Source organism: Paenibacillus sp. FSL R7-0204 (assembly GCF_038002225.1).
In the GTDB taxonomy this organism is placed as follows: domain Bacteria; phylum Bacillota; class Bacilli; order Paenibacillales; family Paenibacillaceae; genus Paenibacillus_AQ.
In genome coordinates this window covers 2,871,993-2,888,218 of the sequence record NZ_JBBOCA010000001.1, presented here as the reverse complement: position 1 = coordinate 2,888,218, position 16,226 = coordinate 2,871,993, and the positions used below count along the sequence as shown (strand labels likewise).

The window sequence follows — 16,226 nt, the reverse complement described above, 5'->3', positions numbered from 1 at the left end:
AAAGACTGTTATACTAACATTGAGAATGATTATCATCTATGAAAAGAGTGACTCCAAATATGCAGACGCGAAAAGCCGGCAGTTCATTGCCTACACCCCATAGCTTTTATATCCCGGTGCGTGTAATGGCACTGGATCAAGCCTTCTTTGACCATAAAAATACCATTGAGCCCTACACCTCATTTCTGATAGTGGTTACCAGCGGAAATGGGGATATAGATTGGAATGGAGAACGTATCCGTCTGTCCGGCGGTCATATTGTGTGCAGCGACAGTCCGGTGGATATCAGGCTGCCCCGCAGCCATAAGCTGCAGGGCGTGTGGATCGAATATACAGTGATCTCCGGTAACAGCCGGCCCTTCAGCCTGGTGAATCACGCTCTGCCGGTCCGAAACTGTCCTCCCCGGGTAAGCACGCTTGCTGTGCAGCTTCTTAGCGGCTGGAATCAGCCGGAGCAGCGCACGCCGTTTTCCTTGCAAGCCCAGTTCACGGAACTGCTCACGGAGCTGTATGACAGTGCTGCGGAGTACACAGAGCCGCCCTCTCTGTGGATTGACCGTGTACTGCATTATATAGAGTCCCACTATAATGAAGATTTGACGAGAGTACAGGCTGCCGGACTTGCCGGAATCACCCCGGAGCATTTCTCCCGCAGCTTCCGCAGGTTCACCGGGCAGACCTTCAATGAATATATAACACTGTTGCGCATCCGTAAGGCCCAGCAGCGTATCCTTACAGGGGCTCCGAATCTGAGTACGCTGGCGCTTGAGGTTGGTTATAGCGAAGGAACCTATTTAAGCCGCAAATTCAAGCAGGTCGTAGGAATTTCGCCTTCAGCCTATCACCGTAAGAGCAAATCCGTAGCCTCACTGAACTTCAATCATACGGCCAGCCTCCAGGCGCTTGAAGTGGTCCCGCGGCTGGGAGTCTATTCGGCCTGGATGGAGAGCATGCAGCCCGTTCCCTCCAGGAAGAAGCTGCTGAATGAAGGGATCGGATCGGCGGGTCTATACGAACGTCTATCATCTGCACGGCCGGATGTCATTATCAGCTACTCCTTGCCTGACCAGAGCAAGCAGCTCCTGTCCGTAGCCCCGGTGATTGAGATTCCCTTCATGCAAATGGACTGGCGGGAGCAATTCCGGCTGATTGCCGAGGTGACGGGACGCAAGCCGCAGGCTGAGGCCTGGCTAAGTATGTATGACTGGCATTGTGACCAGGCTAATCAGTTGCTAGACCAGCGGATCGGTGACCGGGGAACCGCCATGGTCCTGGAGCTTGGCGCAGAGACAGCCTACTGCTTCAGCAGCAGCTACGGCCGCGGGGCGCAGATTTTGTATCATGATCTTGGCTTCCGTCCGCCGCTTGGCCTCATTGCCGAGGGACTGCTGCATAAGGGCTATCTGGAGATTGCCTTCCATAACATCACCCGCTACCACACCGACCATATCTTCATTACCTCCAATGCTGAGGCTGCTGAAGCGCTGGAGCCGCTGCAGAGCTTACTTCACCCTGCGAAGCATCAGCCCGTTAATGGCTCAGCAGGCGGAAGAATCTATTTCCTGAATCAGTCAGACATGTTCTACGGCTTCGATCCGCTCTCCTCCGAGGCCCAGCTGAAGGTCCTGGTGCAGGCGCTGACATCATAAATTTACATAGCCGGACATCACATTCAGCCATAGTCTAATCAGCGCAAACTCTGTAAAGTGTTATTGAGAATGATAATCGTTCCAGATTAAGGAGGAGACATCTTGAAAATCCCGTACTTACGTTCACGCCACATTCATCCGAAGCATTGGTTAGCCTTTTCTGTGCTTCTGGTTTTGACTCTTATCGCCTCGGCTTGTGGAAACAACCCTTCTAATAGCAGCAATGGTGCTGCTTCAGCTAAGGCTACCGCGATACCCGCTTCCTCCCCTCAGCCGGAGAAGGCTGCTGCAACCGCAGCTCCCGCCTTCCATACCGTGACAACTGTGAATGGAGATATTGAGGTGCCGGCAGCACCGCAGCGGATTGTTGCCGAGGAATATCTGGGCAGCTTAATTGCACTGGATACCATTCCGGTCGGTGCGCCCGGGCTTACACTGGAGAATATGTATTTCAAAGAATTCCTCACAGGAGTATTCGATACCGGCACATACGGTAAAATGTCACCGGAGAACATCATCGCGCTGAATCCAGACTTGATTATCTCCGGCAATGCAGACAGCTATGCGGCGCTCAGCCAGATTGCCCCGACGGTCATTGTACCATACGGCGATTTGAAGAATGCACATGAAGAACTAACCTATTTCGGGAAGCTGCTGGGCAAGGAGCAGGAAGCAGCAGCGTGGCTGGCTGATTACGATAAGCGTATTGCTGACGCCAAGGCCCGGGTGGATGCAGCCATTCCTGCCGGGGCCACCTTCAGCATTCTAGAGCATGCAGACAAGTCTACCTGGGTCTATGGGGACAACTTCGGACGCGGAGGACAGCCTATTTATCAGGCGCTGGGGCGCAAGCCGCCGGCTGGGGAGGCTGCTGAAATTATGGAGAAGCAGTGGGCTGAATTATCCGCTGAGACTCTGGGCAAGTATGCAGGTGATTACCTGGTCATCACCGACAACACCCGGACTGCCCAAGACTTCCAGGCAGACCCGATCTGGGGCAGCCTGCCGGCGGTCAAGAACGGGAAGATCTATGTATGGAAAGAAGATCGCTCCTGGTATTATGATCCGATTGCCGTTCTGGCTCAGACGGAGGAGCTGGCCGATTGGCTGACCGGGGCACAACAATAATGGACTCATGAATAAGCTGCCCGGAGCCTCGAATGGCTTCCGGCAGCTTTTGGCGTTTACCCTATCCGATACTCGGAGATAATATCTGTAGCCCGCCGCGCCGGAACCGGCAAATTATTCTTGCGGTGCACAAGGAGACCTCCATGAAGATTATCTCTATCTATGTGCTGTTCGCTGTGCTTACGCTTACGTTAATAGTCATCATTGATGTGATGTCCGGCATCAGCCTGCGTGCATCCATTCATTCGCTCTCGACCATCTTTGCTACAACCACACTACAGGAAGCCATATGTATCACAATCTTCCTGCTTCTCCCGTTCGTTCAGGTAGCCGTTCATGCCTCTAAGAAGCGTCAATCCCGCCGGAAACCGTCTTAATTCTTCTAACGGTACAATCCGAACTTACGCCGGACAAGATGAATCAGCAACAGCAGGATTGGAATCACCGCACAGAATACCGGCAGAATCGTCTGCAGAAAAGTCTTCCCGTCATTCATATGCTCCGGATAATTCTGCGCGCTGACAAAAGAGCTGAACAGCATAATCACGCCTGCCGGAATAACCAGCCTGCTTGTATCGTTTACCTTGAACAGATCGTTGGCAATCGCAACAGCAGCATAACAGTAGACGGTCAGCTTAAAGAACGCCCCGATAATCAGCGTCAGCATTACCAGGGCATCCAGCCGTTGAATGAAATTGGCCATATTCACAAGGGTAATGGTCGTAAACATGGGAAAGGCGGTACGGCTGTACAGGTTCTCGCCAAGCACAGACATTTCGATTGCATGCGTGAAGCTGAGCAGACAGGCGCTGACAATGATGGCTGCGATTCCGGTCTTCTTAATTTTCCGGGATTTATTGAAGTGGGGCAGAATGGTAGTGAAGCACATCAATTCGCCGAACGGAAAGATCAGGATGTTGGGATAGGCTGATTTCAAGGCTTTCGTGTAGTCATTCAGATGTAGCGGGAACAGATTCTTATACTCCACCAGCCCGGCCGAAATAACAGCGATAATACAGATGCACCCCATAAAGATCACGATCCACAGGACAATCTCGGCGGTTCTGGCGAACACTTCTATCCCCTTGCTCAGGATATATATCACGGCAATAACCATGATCGAATTAATGATCAGAATCGGGGTTTTGTCATAGGAGGCCGTGATCAGCAAATCCCCCGCTTCCCGCAGATTTCTGGAGCCGTTATAGAGAATCACCGGCAGAAACAGCAGGCTGACCGGCCAGCCCAGCCACGGCCCGAGAATGGTGCGTGTATACCCGCTAATAATCTGGTTCGGAAACTGGAGATAGAGCTGTGCGAATACCAGATACAGCAGGATGCCTCCGGGAAGGGCCATCAGAATCGCGAGCCAGACCGAATGGCCGCTCTCCAGGCCGATAGGGACAAGCACGGCGGTTCCCAGCTCAAACAGAATGATCAACGCAAGCAGCTGGTTCGGACTGATCGCTTCTTTTTTCATAACACCAATCACCTGATTTCTGCGGTTAAACCGATTATTTACCTTCCGGAATATAGGGTTTCAGACTCATGCCGGTACTGCGGATGTAAGCCTTGATCTTAAGATCCAGCTTGCCCTTCGCGAAGATCTGGCCCCAGTCCCCGTCCAGCGCTGCCCATTCCTGCGGATTCGTCCGCTTCAGCTCATTGCCGAAATTGAAAATATCACTCTCCAGCTCTTGTCCCTTCTCAAAAGCCTGCATAACCTCAATCCTCGTCTTCTTTTCCAGCTCCTGCTCAAGCTTCATAATTTCTTCCCGCTTGCTGAGATCCACGAAGCTGTCTGTTTCATTAACGCTTCCCTCCTCCGCAATCGTCACATGAAAGACCGGAAGACCGTTCTCCATCGTGGTTTTTACCTCCGTTCTGGAATAGATGATATTGACGGCAACGGACTCTTTTTTGTCATCCGCATCAATATCGAGCACGGTTTCATCTATCTGGTTAAGCAGCCACTCGGTGCCCCGTGCTTCTGAGTCCTTCATCCAGTAGAGCAGCTTTCCCTGTCTGAACACCCCAAGCCCGTTCATCACCGTCTCGGTCAGGGTCTCTGACCCCTCCAGATTGCTTTTCTTCTCCCCCTCCTGAGCATCTCCCTTGATCTTCACCGCATTGATCGTCAGATCACCTTCTCCAGTAATGCCGTGAATGACATCAAATACGCTGATTGGCCGGTTCTCCCCCCAGACACTGGAGGTATTCTGCGCTTTTTTGACCAGCCCCAGAGCAGGCAGACTCTCTACAGGGGTCAGCAGCTTCAAGACAGAGGCGGCATCGCTGCCACGGGCGACCAGTATTTCTGAATTGAGCCGCAGCTCATGGGACCGCTCGAAGATGTCGAAGATATCGTTAATACCATCCCGCGCCAGGGGCTCCCCAAGTACAATAAGCTGGGTATGGGCAAAAAAAAGCTGGCGGGTTACATGCTTCGACGCCCGCCGCAGCGCGCCGAACATCGTTTTGTCAGTGGCCGTTACCACCACTACAGCAGGTTTGCCACTTCCGGGAGAGGTACTTGTCGATGTTGAAGACGGATTGACCAATTGAAAGGTGACCCGGTATTCATCTGTCTCCGGGACAAGATCCATCCCTATGCCGCTTACAACGGCCAGCTCATTCAATTCACGGCTGTTCCAGCAGCCGCCAAGCGGCAGGACCAGCACCGCTACGGCGATCAGGCGCAGTAGCCCCTTACCGTTCATCAGATTTCCTCCCGGCGGCCCTTTTCCCTGCGGGAGAGGCTGAAGAGCGGTTGCTGTTGTTGACTAGCCGCTTTCTGAGCCTCGTGAAGCTCTGCGGGGAGCGGATGAAGGTATCCTTCAGATTCCCCGGAACAAAGGGACCGATAGGCGTCATGTAAGGAACCCCGAGCGAGCGCAGGCTGCATAGATGAGCAATCAGCATAATAGTGAATATGGCGATGCCATACAATCCCATAAATGCGGCGATCGCCATGATGATAAACCGCAGCATGCGGATGGAGAGCGCCATGTTGAAGGCAGGTGTAGCAAAACTGGAGATTCCTGTCAGCGAGACCACAATGACCATCGCCGGCGAGACGATCCCTGCCTGAACCGCTGCTGTCCCAAGCACGAGACCGCCAATGATGGAGACGGTCTGGCCGATCGGTGAAGGCATACGGACCCCTGCTTCCCGGATAATCTCAAAGGTAACCTCCATGAGAACCGCTTCAACAAAGGCAGGGAACGGCACCCCCTCCCGCTGTGACGCCAGATTGATCAGCAGCGGGGTTGGAATCATCTCCTGATGGAAGTTCAGCGCAGCAACGAAGATTGCCGGACCATACATCGAAATGACCAGGCACACAAACCGGAGCATCCGGATCAGCGAGGAGATATCATACCGCTGGTAGTAATCCTCCACCGTATGAAAGAACATGAAGAAGGTCGTAGGAGCAATCAGGACAAATGGGGTACCGTCCACGAAGATAGCTATCCGTCCATCCAGCAGATTGGCTGCCACACTATCCGGGCGCTCCGTATTGAACATTGTGGGGAACGGCGAATATTTATTGTCCTCTACGATCTGCTCGATATATCCCGACTCCAGAATCATATCGACCTTAATCTCCTGAAGCTTATCCTTGAACGCCTGAATCGTCGCTTCATCGGCAATGCCGCGGATATACATAATCGTGATATCAGTGTGGGTAACATCGCCCAGCTTCATCGTTTCGGTCCAGAGGTCCGGGTTCTTGATGATTTTGCGGACCAGGGCAATATTCGTGCTGATGGTCTCTGTGAAGCTTTCTTTGGAGCCGCGGATGGCGACCTGGGTGCCTGCCTCCGTAACCGCGCGGGACTCCCCGCCGCAGGTGCTTCCACTAATACCTCCTTCCACTCCGTTCACCAGAATAACCGTATCGCCCGAGAGCAGCGCCTCCAGCAGCCCGTTAATATCTGTAACCAGCTTCTCCTTGCCTATACTAAGGGCATTCTCTTTAATATAGCTGTAGACTTCCTCCGGAGTTACCGCAAGCCGTGCACGGTCATTCAGAGCTTGAAAGGACATGACATGCGAGATATAGTCATCGACCATCACTCTATCTGTTATGCCAGCGATATATACTGCAGCCACACGGGCTGTTCTATTAATTAATTCATAAGTGCGTATAACCAGATCGGGGCTGTTCCCGAGCCTTGCTTGAATGGTACTGATGTTGTCTTCCAGCCTAGGGGAGACCGGCGAATTTATATCCTCCATATCCTCACCTCCTGGCTCTTACTATTCGCCCGCGATCCTTTTTTTATACAGCATATGGAATGTGTAAAAGCAGAAACAAGCTGTCCCCGGTACGGAATAATCCGTGTAAGGGACAGCTTGTGCAGATACAGCTTATGAGATAATGCCGGTACACCGGCTGGTATCTCTGAAGGAGGAATGCTAGTGGTTATCTACTACGCCAAGTGCCTTGTTCTTCTCCTTGAACCGGTCATTATGGGAGGAGACGTAGGCTACCTTCTCAGCGGTAGGGTCCATGTACAGCTTTGCGCTGTTCAGGGCAAGCACCGCATCGGTGAACGTTCCGGCAATGAGCCTTACCTTGCTCTCATGATCCACGAAATCTCCGGCAGCGAAGATACCCGGGAGATTGGTCTCCAGCTTCCCGCTGACGTTCGCACACCATTCTCCCATATCCAGTCCCCAGTCCTTCAGCGGACCGAAGTCGCTTCTCAGCCCGTGATTGACAATGACGGCATCGACCTCAAGCTGCTCGTGCTCTCCGGTCTGAATATGGCAGACGGTCACCTGATCGATCTGCTCTCCGTCACTGCTGTGCAGCTGGCTTACCGCACAAGGCACACGCACATCCACCGAGGAGGCCTTCATCCGGGCAATATTCTTCTCATGCCCGCCGAACTGCTCCCGGCGGTGCACCACGGTTACGCTGGCGGCAATCCCCTCCAGCTCATTCGCCCAGTCCACTGCGGAATCGCCGCCGCCCGAGATCAGTACCCGCTTGCCGCGGAAGGGCTCCAGCTCCTGTACCGTGTAGTGCAGATTCGTCACCTCATAGCGGTCCGCGCCTTCAATCTCCAGCTTCGCCATCTGCAGAATACCGTATCCGATGGTAAGTATGACGGTACGGGTCCAGTGCTGCTCGCCTGTGGCTGAGGTCAGGATATACGTTCCGTCGTCCTGGCGGGCCTGGTGAACAATCTGCTGTCCGAATACAAGGGTAGGATCGAAGGTGCGCGCCTGCTCTGCCAGCTGATCAATTAACTGGCGGCAGAGAATAGGTGTTACTCCTCCGACATCCCAGATCATCTTCTCAGGATAGATCAGCATTCTGCCGCCCAGCTCATCCTTCGCTTCAATCAGCTTAGTCTTCAGATCCCTCATTCCGCTATAGAACGCTGTATACATGCCTGCGGGGCCGCCGCCAATAATCGTCACATCGTATAATTCCATTGCTTCGTTCATTGATATCCCTCCAAGGTCTGGTTGTATTTAAGATTTGGTACGGGCCAGAAGATACAGAAAGTATGGAGCACCGATGACGGCTACTACAATGCCGGTAGGAATCTCGGACGGCTGCAGAATCCGCCGTCCGATCGTATCCGCCGCAATGACAAGCAGCGCGCCGATCAGCGCAGAGGCGGGCAGCATCAGCTGATGCTTCGGTCCAACCAGCCGCCGCGCCAGATGCGGGCCGACCAGCCCGACGAAGCCGATACCTCCGCTGACCGCTACGCTGGAAGCCGCAAGGCCGACCGCTGCTGCCAGCAGACGGAACTGCTCTCTGCTCACATTAGCACCGAGTCCTGTCGCTGTCTGCTGGCCCAGATTAAGTACATTCATCACCCGTGCCTTGTAGATGACATAAGGCAGGAGAATCAGAATCCAGGGCAGCAGGGATAAGACAAACTTCCAGCTTGTGCCCCAGATGCTGCCCGCCAGCCAGGTGGCAACGAACTGATACTTGTCCGGATCGAGGCGAAGCGTCAGCACGATCATCGCCGCGCTCATGCCTGCCGCCACTGCGACCCCGGTAAGCAGCAGCCGGATCGGCGAAATGCCCTGATGCCGTTTGTAGGCGAGGCTGTAGATCAGAGCAGCAGTGCAGGCCGCCCCGGCAAAAGCAACCACAGGCAACAGATAGACCGGTGCCGCCGAGGTCGTCGGGTAGAAGGAAATCAGCAGCATGACCATCAGCCCGGCCCCGGCATTAATGCCGAGAATACCCGGATCGGCCAGATCATTGCGGAAGACCCCTTGCATCACTGCGCCGGATACGGCAAGTGCGGTACCAATTAACAGAGAAATGACAATCCGCGGCAGGCGGAACTGGAACAGAATCAGCTCCTGCTTCTCCGTACCCTTACCGAACAACGTATCCAACAGCTCAAGCGGAGTAAGTCTTATGTATCCTGTATTCACACTTATAATGAACATGATCACAATCAGAACGGCCAGCACGCCAATCACCCTAAGGCCATGCTTACGCCTTGCATCTTCTGAAGAAATTTTCTTTCGGCTCTGCATCTTTACAGCTCCCTTCTTTCTTTTCGGGCCAGATACAGGAAGAACGGTACCCCAATCAGCGCTATAATCGCACCCACCGGCGTTTCATGCGGCGGATTGATCATCCGGGCCGTCAGATCGCCCCCGACCACCAGCAGCGCACCAAGCACCGCAGAGCAGGGAATAATCCAGCGGTAATCCACACCTACCAGATAACGCGTCAGATGAGGGATGATCAGGCCGACAAACCCTACAGCTCCCACTACAGCTACCGAGGCTCCGGCTAGAATCAGGACAATTAGCGTACCCGCCAATTTCACCAGCCCTGTACGCTGCCCAAGCCCTTTAGCAATATCCTCACCCAGGCTGAGCATCGTAATCGAACGGGACAGCACAATGGCTCCGAGGATAGCCGCTATCACCCATGGAGACATGATCTGCAGCTGGAACCACTTCGTTCCGGCCAGACCGCCGGCATACCAGAAGGCGAGATCTTGTCCGATCCGGAAATACAGGGCGATGCCTTCACTTAGCGCTGAGAGCAGCGCACTGAGGGCAGCACCTGCCAATACGAGCCTGGCCGGGGTTAGCCCGCCCTTCGCCAGTGAGCCTACTCCATAGACAATTCCCGCTCCCGCTCCGGCGCCAACGAAGGAATAGAGAATGAGATACATGAACGGCAATCCCGGAAAAAATGCAAAGCAGACCGCCAGCGCAAAGCCCGCTCCAGAGTTAATGCCCATCAGTCCCGAATCCGCCAGCGGATTGCGGGTCATCCCTTGCATAATAGCCCCTGCCACAGCGAGGCTGGCTCCCACCATTACGCCGCCCAGCACACGCGGCAGCCTAAGCTCACGGATGATCTGATGGTCGGTAATATCGGGATTGAAATGAAAGACTGCGGTCCATACGACCGACAGCTTAATATCTGCGGCCCCGAACGATACGGATATAGCGATCCCCAGCGCCAGCGCAATGAGACCGCCAATAAGAATTAGTGTTGCCGCCCAGGGACGGGACCGCAGCTTCAGCGGCTTGGCCTTCTCATCCAGCCCGCTCCCGGACACTGCCTGTTGATTCATGAATGTCACCTGTTTCTTTGAAATTGATTCTCATTATCATTATAATATTGTAAAGGAACAGGTCAAGGTTTGGCAATGGACAAAAAAATAAAATAAAACAGCCTATCCTCCCGGTCCCATCCTGTTAAAGATGTAGCTGGAGTATAAGCTGTTAGATTGGCTGTTAAATGAGTTCTATACATTCTGAAGCGTACCGCCGAATATTTTGCGGATATACCCCTGCAGCTTGCCGATATGCGGCACGAAGAGGCTTTTGTCATACACATAATTGGATTGGGTTACCAGCTGAGAATAGAGCAAGAAGAGGATGGCCGCAAGCTCCCGGTCAATCTGCCGCTCATGCTCCATCAGAGCATAGGTCTCATCCAGTGCCTCATAGAGCTGATGCATAGCCGCTTCATTAATCGTCTTACGGCGCAGCGGTACAAGAATATCTGTAGCAATGGCATCAATCCGCAGAATAACAGCTGCCAGTCTCTTGTTCACACTATTCTCCTCCTGCAGTGACTAAATGGTTAAGCGCTTGCTTATTACCATCCTATGTCTGCCGGACCCCTGGCATGCCTGGGCAGCGGAATCAGCTACCTCGTGTAATCCTCGTATTCGTCTCTCCTGTTCAGCTTGGAGTACATATATTCATCATTCTTCAGCTTATAGAGCTGGCCCATTGCACCAAAGATCAACAGCAGCACTACGATCAGACCATAGGCATAGATAAACTGGTTGAAATAGAAGCACAATACAATGGCTGCAAAGGTCATAAGCAGCAGTGCAAGTGCGATCCGGTTAAGAATTTTCTTCATCAGGGTTCCTCCGCAGAATTTTTTAGTCTAACTGTATCATAATCTGCGGACGAATCCTGTCGAATGCTGGCAGCTAGATCAATTTCGAGAGCACCGTTCCCGCCAGCAGCTCACCGAGCGTCTTATCGAGCGGCAGCGGCTTGTTGCCCAGACAGGTGCGGAAAGCGGTCAGCAGCACCCGGACATCATATTTGCTCGGATGGACGGGAATCACTTCTTTTTCCAGCTTCAAAAGCTCATATACAGCCATCATCGCGGAACGGACCGAATACTCCACCGTGAATACGCAGTCGTCCGGCACTTCGGCGAACTGGCCGAGGAAGGCCAGATTCACACTGCCCTGCGGCACGACCTGCGGACGGTCACCAAGAGCGCGCGGCATGAACTGCGCAGTGATATAAGGCATCATACAAGGGATGACATTAGTCGTATGCTCCAGAATCTCGGGAATGCGGTCCGCAAGGCCCATATGGTAGCACAATTCCTCCAGCAGCTCGCGTCCGGTGCAGTTGCTCATTTTTTTCTTGATATAGTCGCCTTCGGCATCCGGGAACAGGCCATACGCCCACAGCACCTTCACATTGTCCGGCTGGTTAATGAAATGGGGCTGCTTCGGTGCGGTCCAGGACATCATCCAGCTGGAGTCTTTGATCGTCACCACGCCGCCCATGCCGGGAGCATCTCCCGTCAGCTCCAGCAGATAAGGGAATACAATCTCATCATCGGTAAAAGTCATCGTGAACGACAGCCATTTGGACTTGTCGATATCCCCGCAGAACACCTCGGGACGGCCGAAATCCGGGGATTTGGCAGCAAGCTTGCCCCATAGACTCCAGCAGCCCCGTTCTGTAACAGACCGGTTCAGCACCGCCGGTTGGTCCAGATCGCCAACAGTAGAATTCTCTGTCATTGAGCCGTTCGTGACCATGACCAGATCCCCGCGTGTCACCGGAATGGTCTTTGGGGAACCGTTCACCTGCACCTGAATCGCGGTTACAACCTTCTCATTCCCCTTGATATCAAGCTCCAGATCCGTGACCTGATGCCCTGTGTCGAACTGAACGCCCTCACGCTCCAGCCACTTCATCAGCGGCAGGATCAGCGAGTCGAACTGGTTGTATTCGGTGTGCAAAATCCCTTTCAGCTGGTTCATCCCCGAGATCAGGTGCATGAACCGCTCCATATAACGCTTGACCTCTACCACACTATGCCAATTTTCGAAGGCGAACATGGAGCGCCAGAAATACCAAAAATTCGTCTCCAGAAAGCTCGGGTCAAAAAACTGTTCAATCGTCACCGTGCCCAGTCTCTCTTCGGTAGCCAGCGTCAGCTTGCCTAATTCCAGCGCATGTGCAGTTGAAAGTCCAAGCGATGAGAAGTCGGCGGGGGTGCCTTGCTTTTCGACCAGACGGCAATGCGATTCAATCGGTTCAGCCAGATTCAGCTCCCGGAATTCATCCAGCACCGTCCGATCCGGATTGGTCAGGGAAGGGATGAAGCCGAACAGCTCCATGAAGCATTCGAAGTGCTCTTCAATCTCGCGTCCGCCACGGGCGCTGTAGCCGTCCTTGGCATTGCCTGCCCCGTCCATGGAACCGCCGTATATAGAGGATTGCTCCAAAATATGAATATTCCGGCCGGGCATATGCCCGTCACGGATCAGGAATGCCGCCGCCGACAGGGAGCCGATCCCTCCTCCGACGAGATATGCCTTGCGTGAAGCGATACCTTCCTGAACCTGCGGATGAATTCTTTGATATGTACCCATGTGTCCTCTTCCTTCCTTGATCAGGGGATAAGTGCCTGCTAACTGCCTTCACTATACCCGCCTTGAACCAGGGATTCTATGGACAGCCGGACGCAACTGTATAAGGATTACACAACCGTCCGACATTGTGTCATGACTTCACCGGATGAACTGCAGACTGGTAATGCGCCAGCCCCCGGGCAATGCAGCCGTCCATAATCCGCGATACCTTGTCGACCACTTCAGCCGGATCTGTATTCGCCCCTGCTCTGAGCCAGTGGATCACCTGTTCAAGGATGGCCAGCGTGTAGAAATCGGCTATATCCAGCCTAGCCTGCATTCTCACTGGCTCTGGAATCTGCTCCTGTCCGGGCCAGACCTGTCCGTCCAGCTCCTCCACTACACTGATCATGACGCGGTAAATCACCCCGTACAGGAACTGCTCCAGATGCTCGCGTCCCAGCGAATGGAAGGTATTCAGACAGATGGTTTTGTTATTCACAGTGTAGCGCAAGACGCTTAAAAATCCTTGCTTCCAGCCCGCCCAGCAGCAGTATTGGTCCAGTCCTTCAATCACTTCTGACTTGTAGATCCAGCCGAGCAACTCATAGATATCCTGAAAATGATTATAAAACGTATGGCGTGTCACCCCGCAATCCGCCGTGATCTGCTGGATCGTTATTTTATTAAGCGGCCTTGTGAGCATAAGCTTCTTCAGGGAACGGGCTAACGCGTTCTTAGTTAAGAGTGAATTGGACATCTCTTCCTCCTGAACATTCGGATTTTATATTCCAATTATAACCAATTCGGTGTTTGTTTTCACCCCGTCTGCTCCCCAGCTCTTGTTACTCCCGCTCCCCAAGCCGGACCGCATAGGTTTTATATCCGGCTTCGCTAATCTCCAGGCAATTCAATTGCTCCCCGTACACACAGCCGCCGTCGATGCCTATTTTATCGCCCAGCGGACTGAACCAGACGCCTGCCCCGTCCTGCAGATCTACCGTAGAGGTATGGCCGAATACGACGGTCTTCTCCGTAGAAGTAACAGGATGATTGTAGAACGGCTCCCGAATCCAGATAAAATCATACTCCCGCTGGGTCCGCCAGTCGCCAAGGGAAGGATCAATGCCCGCATGAACGAACAGATGGGTCTCCGTCTCATAGTAGTAGGGCAGCGAACCCAGAAAATCCAGGTGCTCCTTATACTCCGTACGCATGAACTGCTTCATCTCCGTATAATCCTTCCAGCCTGAATCCGGGTGCAGCAGCACCGAATCCCGGCCTCCGCAATAGCTCAGCAGGGTGTGGAATCCCCCATTCGTAATCCAGTGGGTATCCCGCTTGTCATCCTCTCCCGCCAGCGCATCGCAAGCCATCTGATCATGGTTGCCCCGCAGCACAATAACCCCCTCTGCCTCGGCAAGCCGCTTCACCTGATCCACAACCGCCCTGCTGTCCGGCCCCCTGTCCACATAATCGCCCAGCAGGATTAATTGATCCCTGGAAGGGTTATACTCCGCCCGGCGGAGCAGCAGGTTGAATTCCTCTATACAGCCGTGAATGTCACTGATCACTAATGTTCTGATGCCGCTCTCCTCCTTCTTCACTTGTAACTGTCTTGACCTGGAGTATTTATTATACTAACACAAAAAAGAGGTTCACCCGCCAAGCGTTCAGCTTAGCAGGGAAACCTCCATGTTACATTCTATTCCATCCGCGCGGATGGCGGGTGCTGTACCGGCCGTTCCGCAGCACGGTCCCAGCGCCAGGGGGCGTCATGCCCCTCCAGATGCAGGCCGCCGTACCATTCATCGATACTTTGCAGCTGTAGCCGGTCGGCTGCTCCGGCCAACACCTGCTCTCCCCATCCAGTCAGCGTAACGCTGCGATGCAGGAATTCTGGTACTTCCCTGTAATCTGTTAGCTCTGCTACACCATCAATCTCAATCAGAGGCTTCTCCCCGGCTGTCAGTGTGCGCAGGATCTTCCAGTATTCCGTATCGCCCATGCCAAGCCGGTACAGCTCATCCGTCACCTGCCGGAACAGCTTGAGCGGCGTGTCCATTCCATTAGCCACGGCTTGAAGGGTGGTCTGTTCGACGATCCCGAGACCATTCTCTACGGAGGGCAGGCGGGAGAGATGGGCCATGAAGGCGTCATAGGCAAAAGCAAGCGCACCTTCCGCAAGCTCCTCCCGCCTCGTCTCCAATAAATCCGCCAGCTCGCGGGGATCGGCAGCCGCGTAAGCCTCCCACAGCAGGCTTCCCAGCTGCAGCTCCTTGCGTCCAATATTCCGCCAGGTTCCCGGCAGGGTACTAAGCTGAGCTTCCGTCAGCTGTCCCAGACCTTGGAACAGCTCTATCCCGGGGAATTCTCCGATGCAGAGCAGGCTCAGCTTCGTGTTGCCCAGCTTTTGCCCATTGAACCAGTGTAATAGATAGGCCAGCATACTCTGGTCGAACAGATCATGCTCGAACCACAACACCACCTCATCATACTGGCGGAATCCGCTAATCCTCCGCTCCTGTTCCGCACAGCCCGCCAAATATTCAGCCGCCGGAATGCCCATCGTGGCCTGCAGCACCTCAGCCCGCAGCTGCTGATTCTGCTCTGCCGCCGGATCTATGAAAATCGGTCCCGCCGAATAGATCTCTCTCCACACCAGCACCTCCCCCTGGACAATCCCCTGCTTCAGCTTGTCTCCCACCGTGTCACCATTCACAATATGCAGCATTCGCTGTCCTCCCTCATGTAACAAATGAAATGCAGCCGCCAGATCGACAACAGGCAATGCCCCCTTCAGCTTGCGTCTGCCATCGTACAGCCTTTTCTTCAGCGTAGCAACGGAAAGGTCCAGATACACGGAAATCTCCTGAAGCGAGTACCCGTAGAAGTAGAACAATTGCAGCGGTACCCGCAGCTTGGCAGACAATTCCGACACTGACCTGTGGAGCACCTGCGTCCATTCCCTATGTTCGGCAATCTCCGCAACCCCTGGAGAAGAGCCCGCGACATGCACCGCCGCCTCCAGAGGCAGCAGGGCTTGACGCTTACGCCGCAGCAGCCGGTGACACTATCTGACCACAATGGTTTTGAACCATCCCGGAAACGCCGCAGGCTCCTGCAGGCTGGCAAGGTTCATATACGCCTCCAGCAAGGCTTCCTGTACCGCATCTTCCGCGAGCTGCACATCCCCGAGCATATCGTAGGCTACTACGTAAGCCATCCCCCGCACATGCCCGCTAAGCTCCCGGAAGGCTTCGGCATCGCCCTTCTGCGCCTTTTCAATCCAATGCAGCATACGTCTGCAAAC

The 16,226-nt window shown here is 53.8% G+C and carries 16 protein-coding genes; 3 read left to right on the top strand and 13 right to left on the bottom strand.

The annotated features are described in order from the left end of the window. The first annotated feature begins 59 nt into the window (after positions 1-59). The 3 genes from MKX42_RS12775 to MKX42_RS12765 all read left to right on the top strand — a co-directional run bounded on the left by MKX42_RS12775 (position 60) and on the right by MKX42_RS12765 (position 3,154). The gene (locus MKX42_RS12775; RefSeq protein WP_340752820.1) at positions 60-1,649 is read left to right on the top strand and encodes an AraC family transcriptional regulator; all 1,590 of its coding nucleotides are present in this window, start codon (positions 60-62) and stop codon (positions 1,647-1,649) included. A gap of 102 nt (positions 1,650-1,751) precedes the next feature. Then, complete coding sequence (locus MKX42_RS12770; protein WP_340752819.1) at positions 1,752-2,777, top strand: ABC transporter substrate-binding protein; 1,026 nt, start codon at positions 1,752-1,754, stop codon at positions 2,775-2,777. 143 nt (positions 2,778-2,920) lie between these two features. Continuing rightward, positions 2,921-3,154 carry a hypothetical protein gene (locus tag MKX42_RS12765; protein ID WP_340752818.1) on the top strand — a complete coding sequence of 78 codons (234 nt, stop codon included), beginning with the start codon at positions 2,921-2,923 and terminating at the stop codon, positions 3,152-3,154. Positions 3,155-3,159: 5 nt separating this feature from the next. On the opposite strand, the gene MKX42_RS12760 is transcribed toward MKX42_RS12765, so the two are convergent. The 13 genes from MKX42_RS12760 to MKX42_RS12700 all read right to left on the bottom strand — a co-directional run bounded on the left by MKX42_RS12760 (position 3,160) and on the right by MKX42_RS12700 (position 16,214). Next, positions 3,160-4,257 (bottom strand): GerAB/ArcD/ProY family transporter, encoded by a 1,098-nt coding sequence (locus tag MKX42_RS12760; RefSeq protein ID WP_340752817.1) that lies wholly within the window; start codon positions 4,255-4,257, stop codon positions 3,160-3,162. Positions 4,258-4,291: 34 nt separating this feature from the next. Continuing rightward, positions 4,292-5,497, bottom strand: a complete 1,206-nt coding sequence (locus MKX42_RS12755; RefSeq protein WP_340752816.1) for a Ger(x)C family spore germination protein — start codon at positions 5,495-5,497, stop codon at positions 4,292-4,294. Further along, positions 5,487-7,019, bottom strand: coding sequence for a spore germination protein (locus MKX42_RS12750; protein WP_340752815.1), 1,533 nt, complete (start codon positions 7,017-7,019; stop codon positions 5,487-5,489). The genes MKX42_RS12755 and MKX42_RS12750 overlap by 11 nt, the downstream gene beginning before the upstream one ends. Before the next feature lie 180 nt (positions 7,020-7,199). After that, positions 7,200-8,240, bottom strand: coding sequence for an NAD(P)/FAD-dependent oxidoreductase (locus tag MKX42_RS12745; RefSeq protein ID WP_340752814.1), 1,041 nt, complete (start codon positions 8,238-8,240; stop codon positions 7,200-7,202). Between the two features lie 27 nt (positions 8,241-8,267). Further along, positions 8,268-9,302 (bottom strand): FecCD family ABC transporter permease, encoded by a 1,035-nt coding sequence (locus tag MKX42_RS12740; RefSeq protein ID WP_340752813.1) that lies wholly within the window; start codon positions 9,300-9,302, stop codon positions 8,268-8,270. A 2-nt stretch (positions 9,303-9,304) separates the two neighbouring features. Further along, the gene (locus tag MKX42_RS12735) at positions 9,305-10,363 is read right to left on the bottom strand and encodes a FecCD family ABC transporter permease (RefSeq protein ID WP_340752812.1); all 1,059 of its coding nucleotides are present in this window, start codon (positions 10,361-10,363) and stop codon (positions 9,305-9,307) included. Between the two features lie 174 nt (positions 10,364-10,537). Beyond that, positions 10,538-10,849 (bottom strand): hypothetical protein, encoded by a 312-nt coding sequence (locus tag MKX42_RS12730; protein WP_340752811.1) that lies wholly within the window; start codon positions 10,847-10,849, stop codon positions 10,538-10,540. Between the two features lie 95 nt (positions 10,850-10,944). Continuing rightward, positions 10,945-11,166: a hypothetical protein gene (locus MKX42_RS12725; RefSeq protein WP_340752810.1), complete on the bottom strand. Its 222-nt coding sequence runs from the start codon at positions 11,164-11,166 to the stop codon at positions 10,945-10,947. A gap of 73 nt (positions 11,167-11,239) precedes the next feature. Next, positions 11,240-12,934 (bottom strand): oleate hydratase, encoded by a 1,695-nt coding sequence (locus MKX42_RS12720; protein WP_340752809.1) that lies wholly within the window; start codon positions 12,932-12,934, stop codon positions 11,240-11,242. Positions 12,935-13,064: 130 nt separating this feature from the next. Then, positions 13,065-13,673: a TetR/AcrR family transcriptional regulator C-terminal domain-containing protein gene (locus MKX42_RS12715; RefSeq protein ID WP_340752808.1), complete on the bottom strand. Its 609-nt coding sequence runs from the start codon at positions 13,671-13,673 to the stop codon at positions 13,065-13,067. Positions 13,674-13,758: 85 nt separating this feature from the next. Beyond that, positions 13,759-14,520, bottom strand: coding sequence for a metallophosphoesterase family protein (locus MKX42_RS12710; protein ID WP_340752807.1), 762 nt, complete (start codon positions 14,518-14,520; stop codon positions 13,759-13,761). 98 nt (positions 14,521-14,618) lie between these two features. Continuing rightward, complete coding sequence (locus MKX42_RS12705) at positions 14,619-15,932, bottom strand: sigma factor-like helix-turn-helix DNA-binding protein (protein ID WP_340752806.1); 1,314 nt, start codon at positions 15,930-15,932, stop codon at positions 14,619-14,621. Between the two features lie 54 nt (positions 15,933-15,986). After that, positions 15,987-16,214: an RNA polymerase sigma factor gene (locus MKX42_RS12700; protein ID WP_340752805.1), complete on the bottom strand. Its 228-nt coding sequence runs from the start codon at positions 16,212-16,214 to the stop codon at positions 15,987-15,989. Positions 16,215-16,226 lie beyond the last annotated feature (12 nt).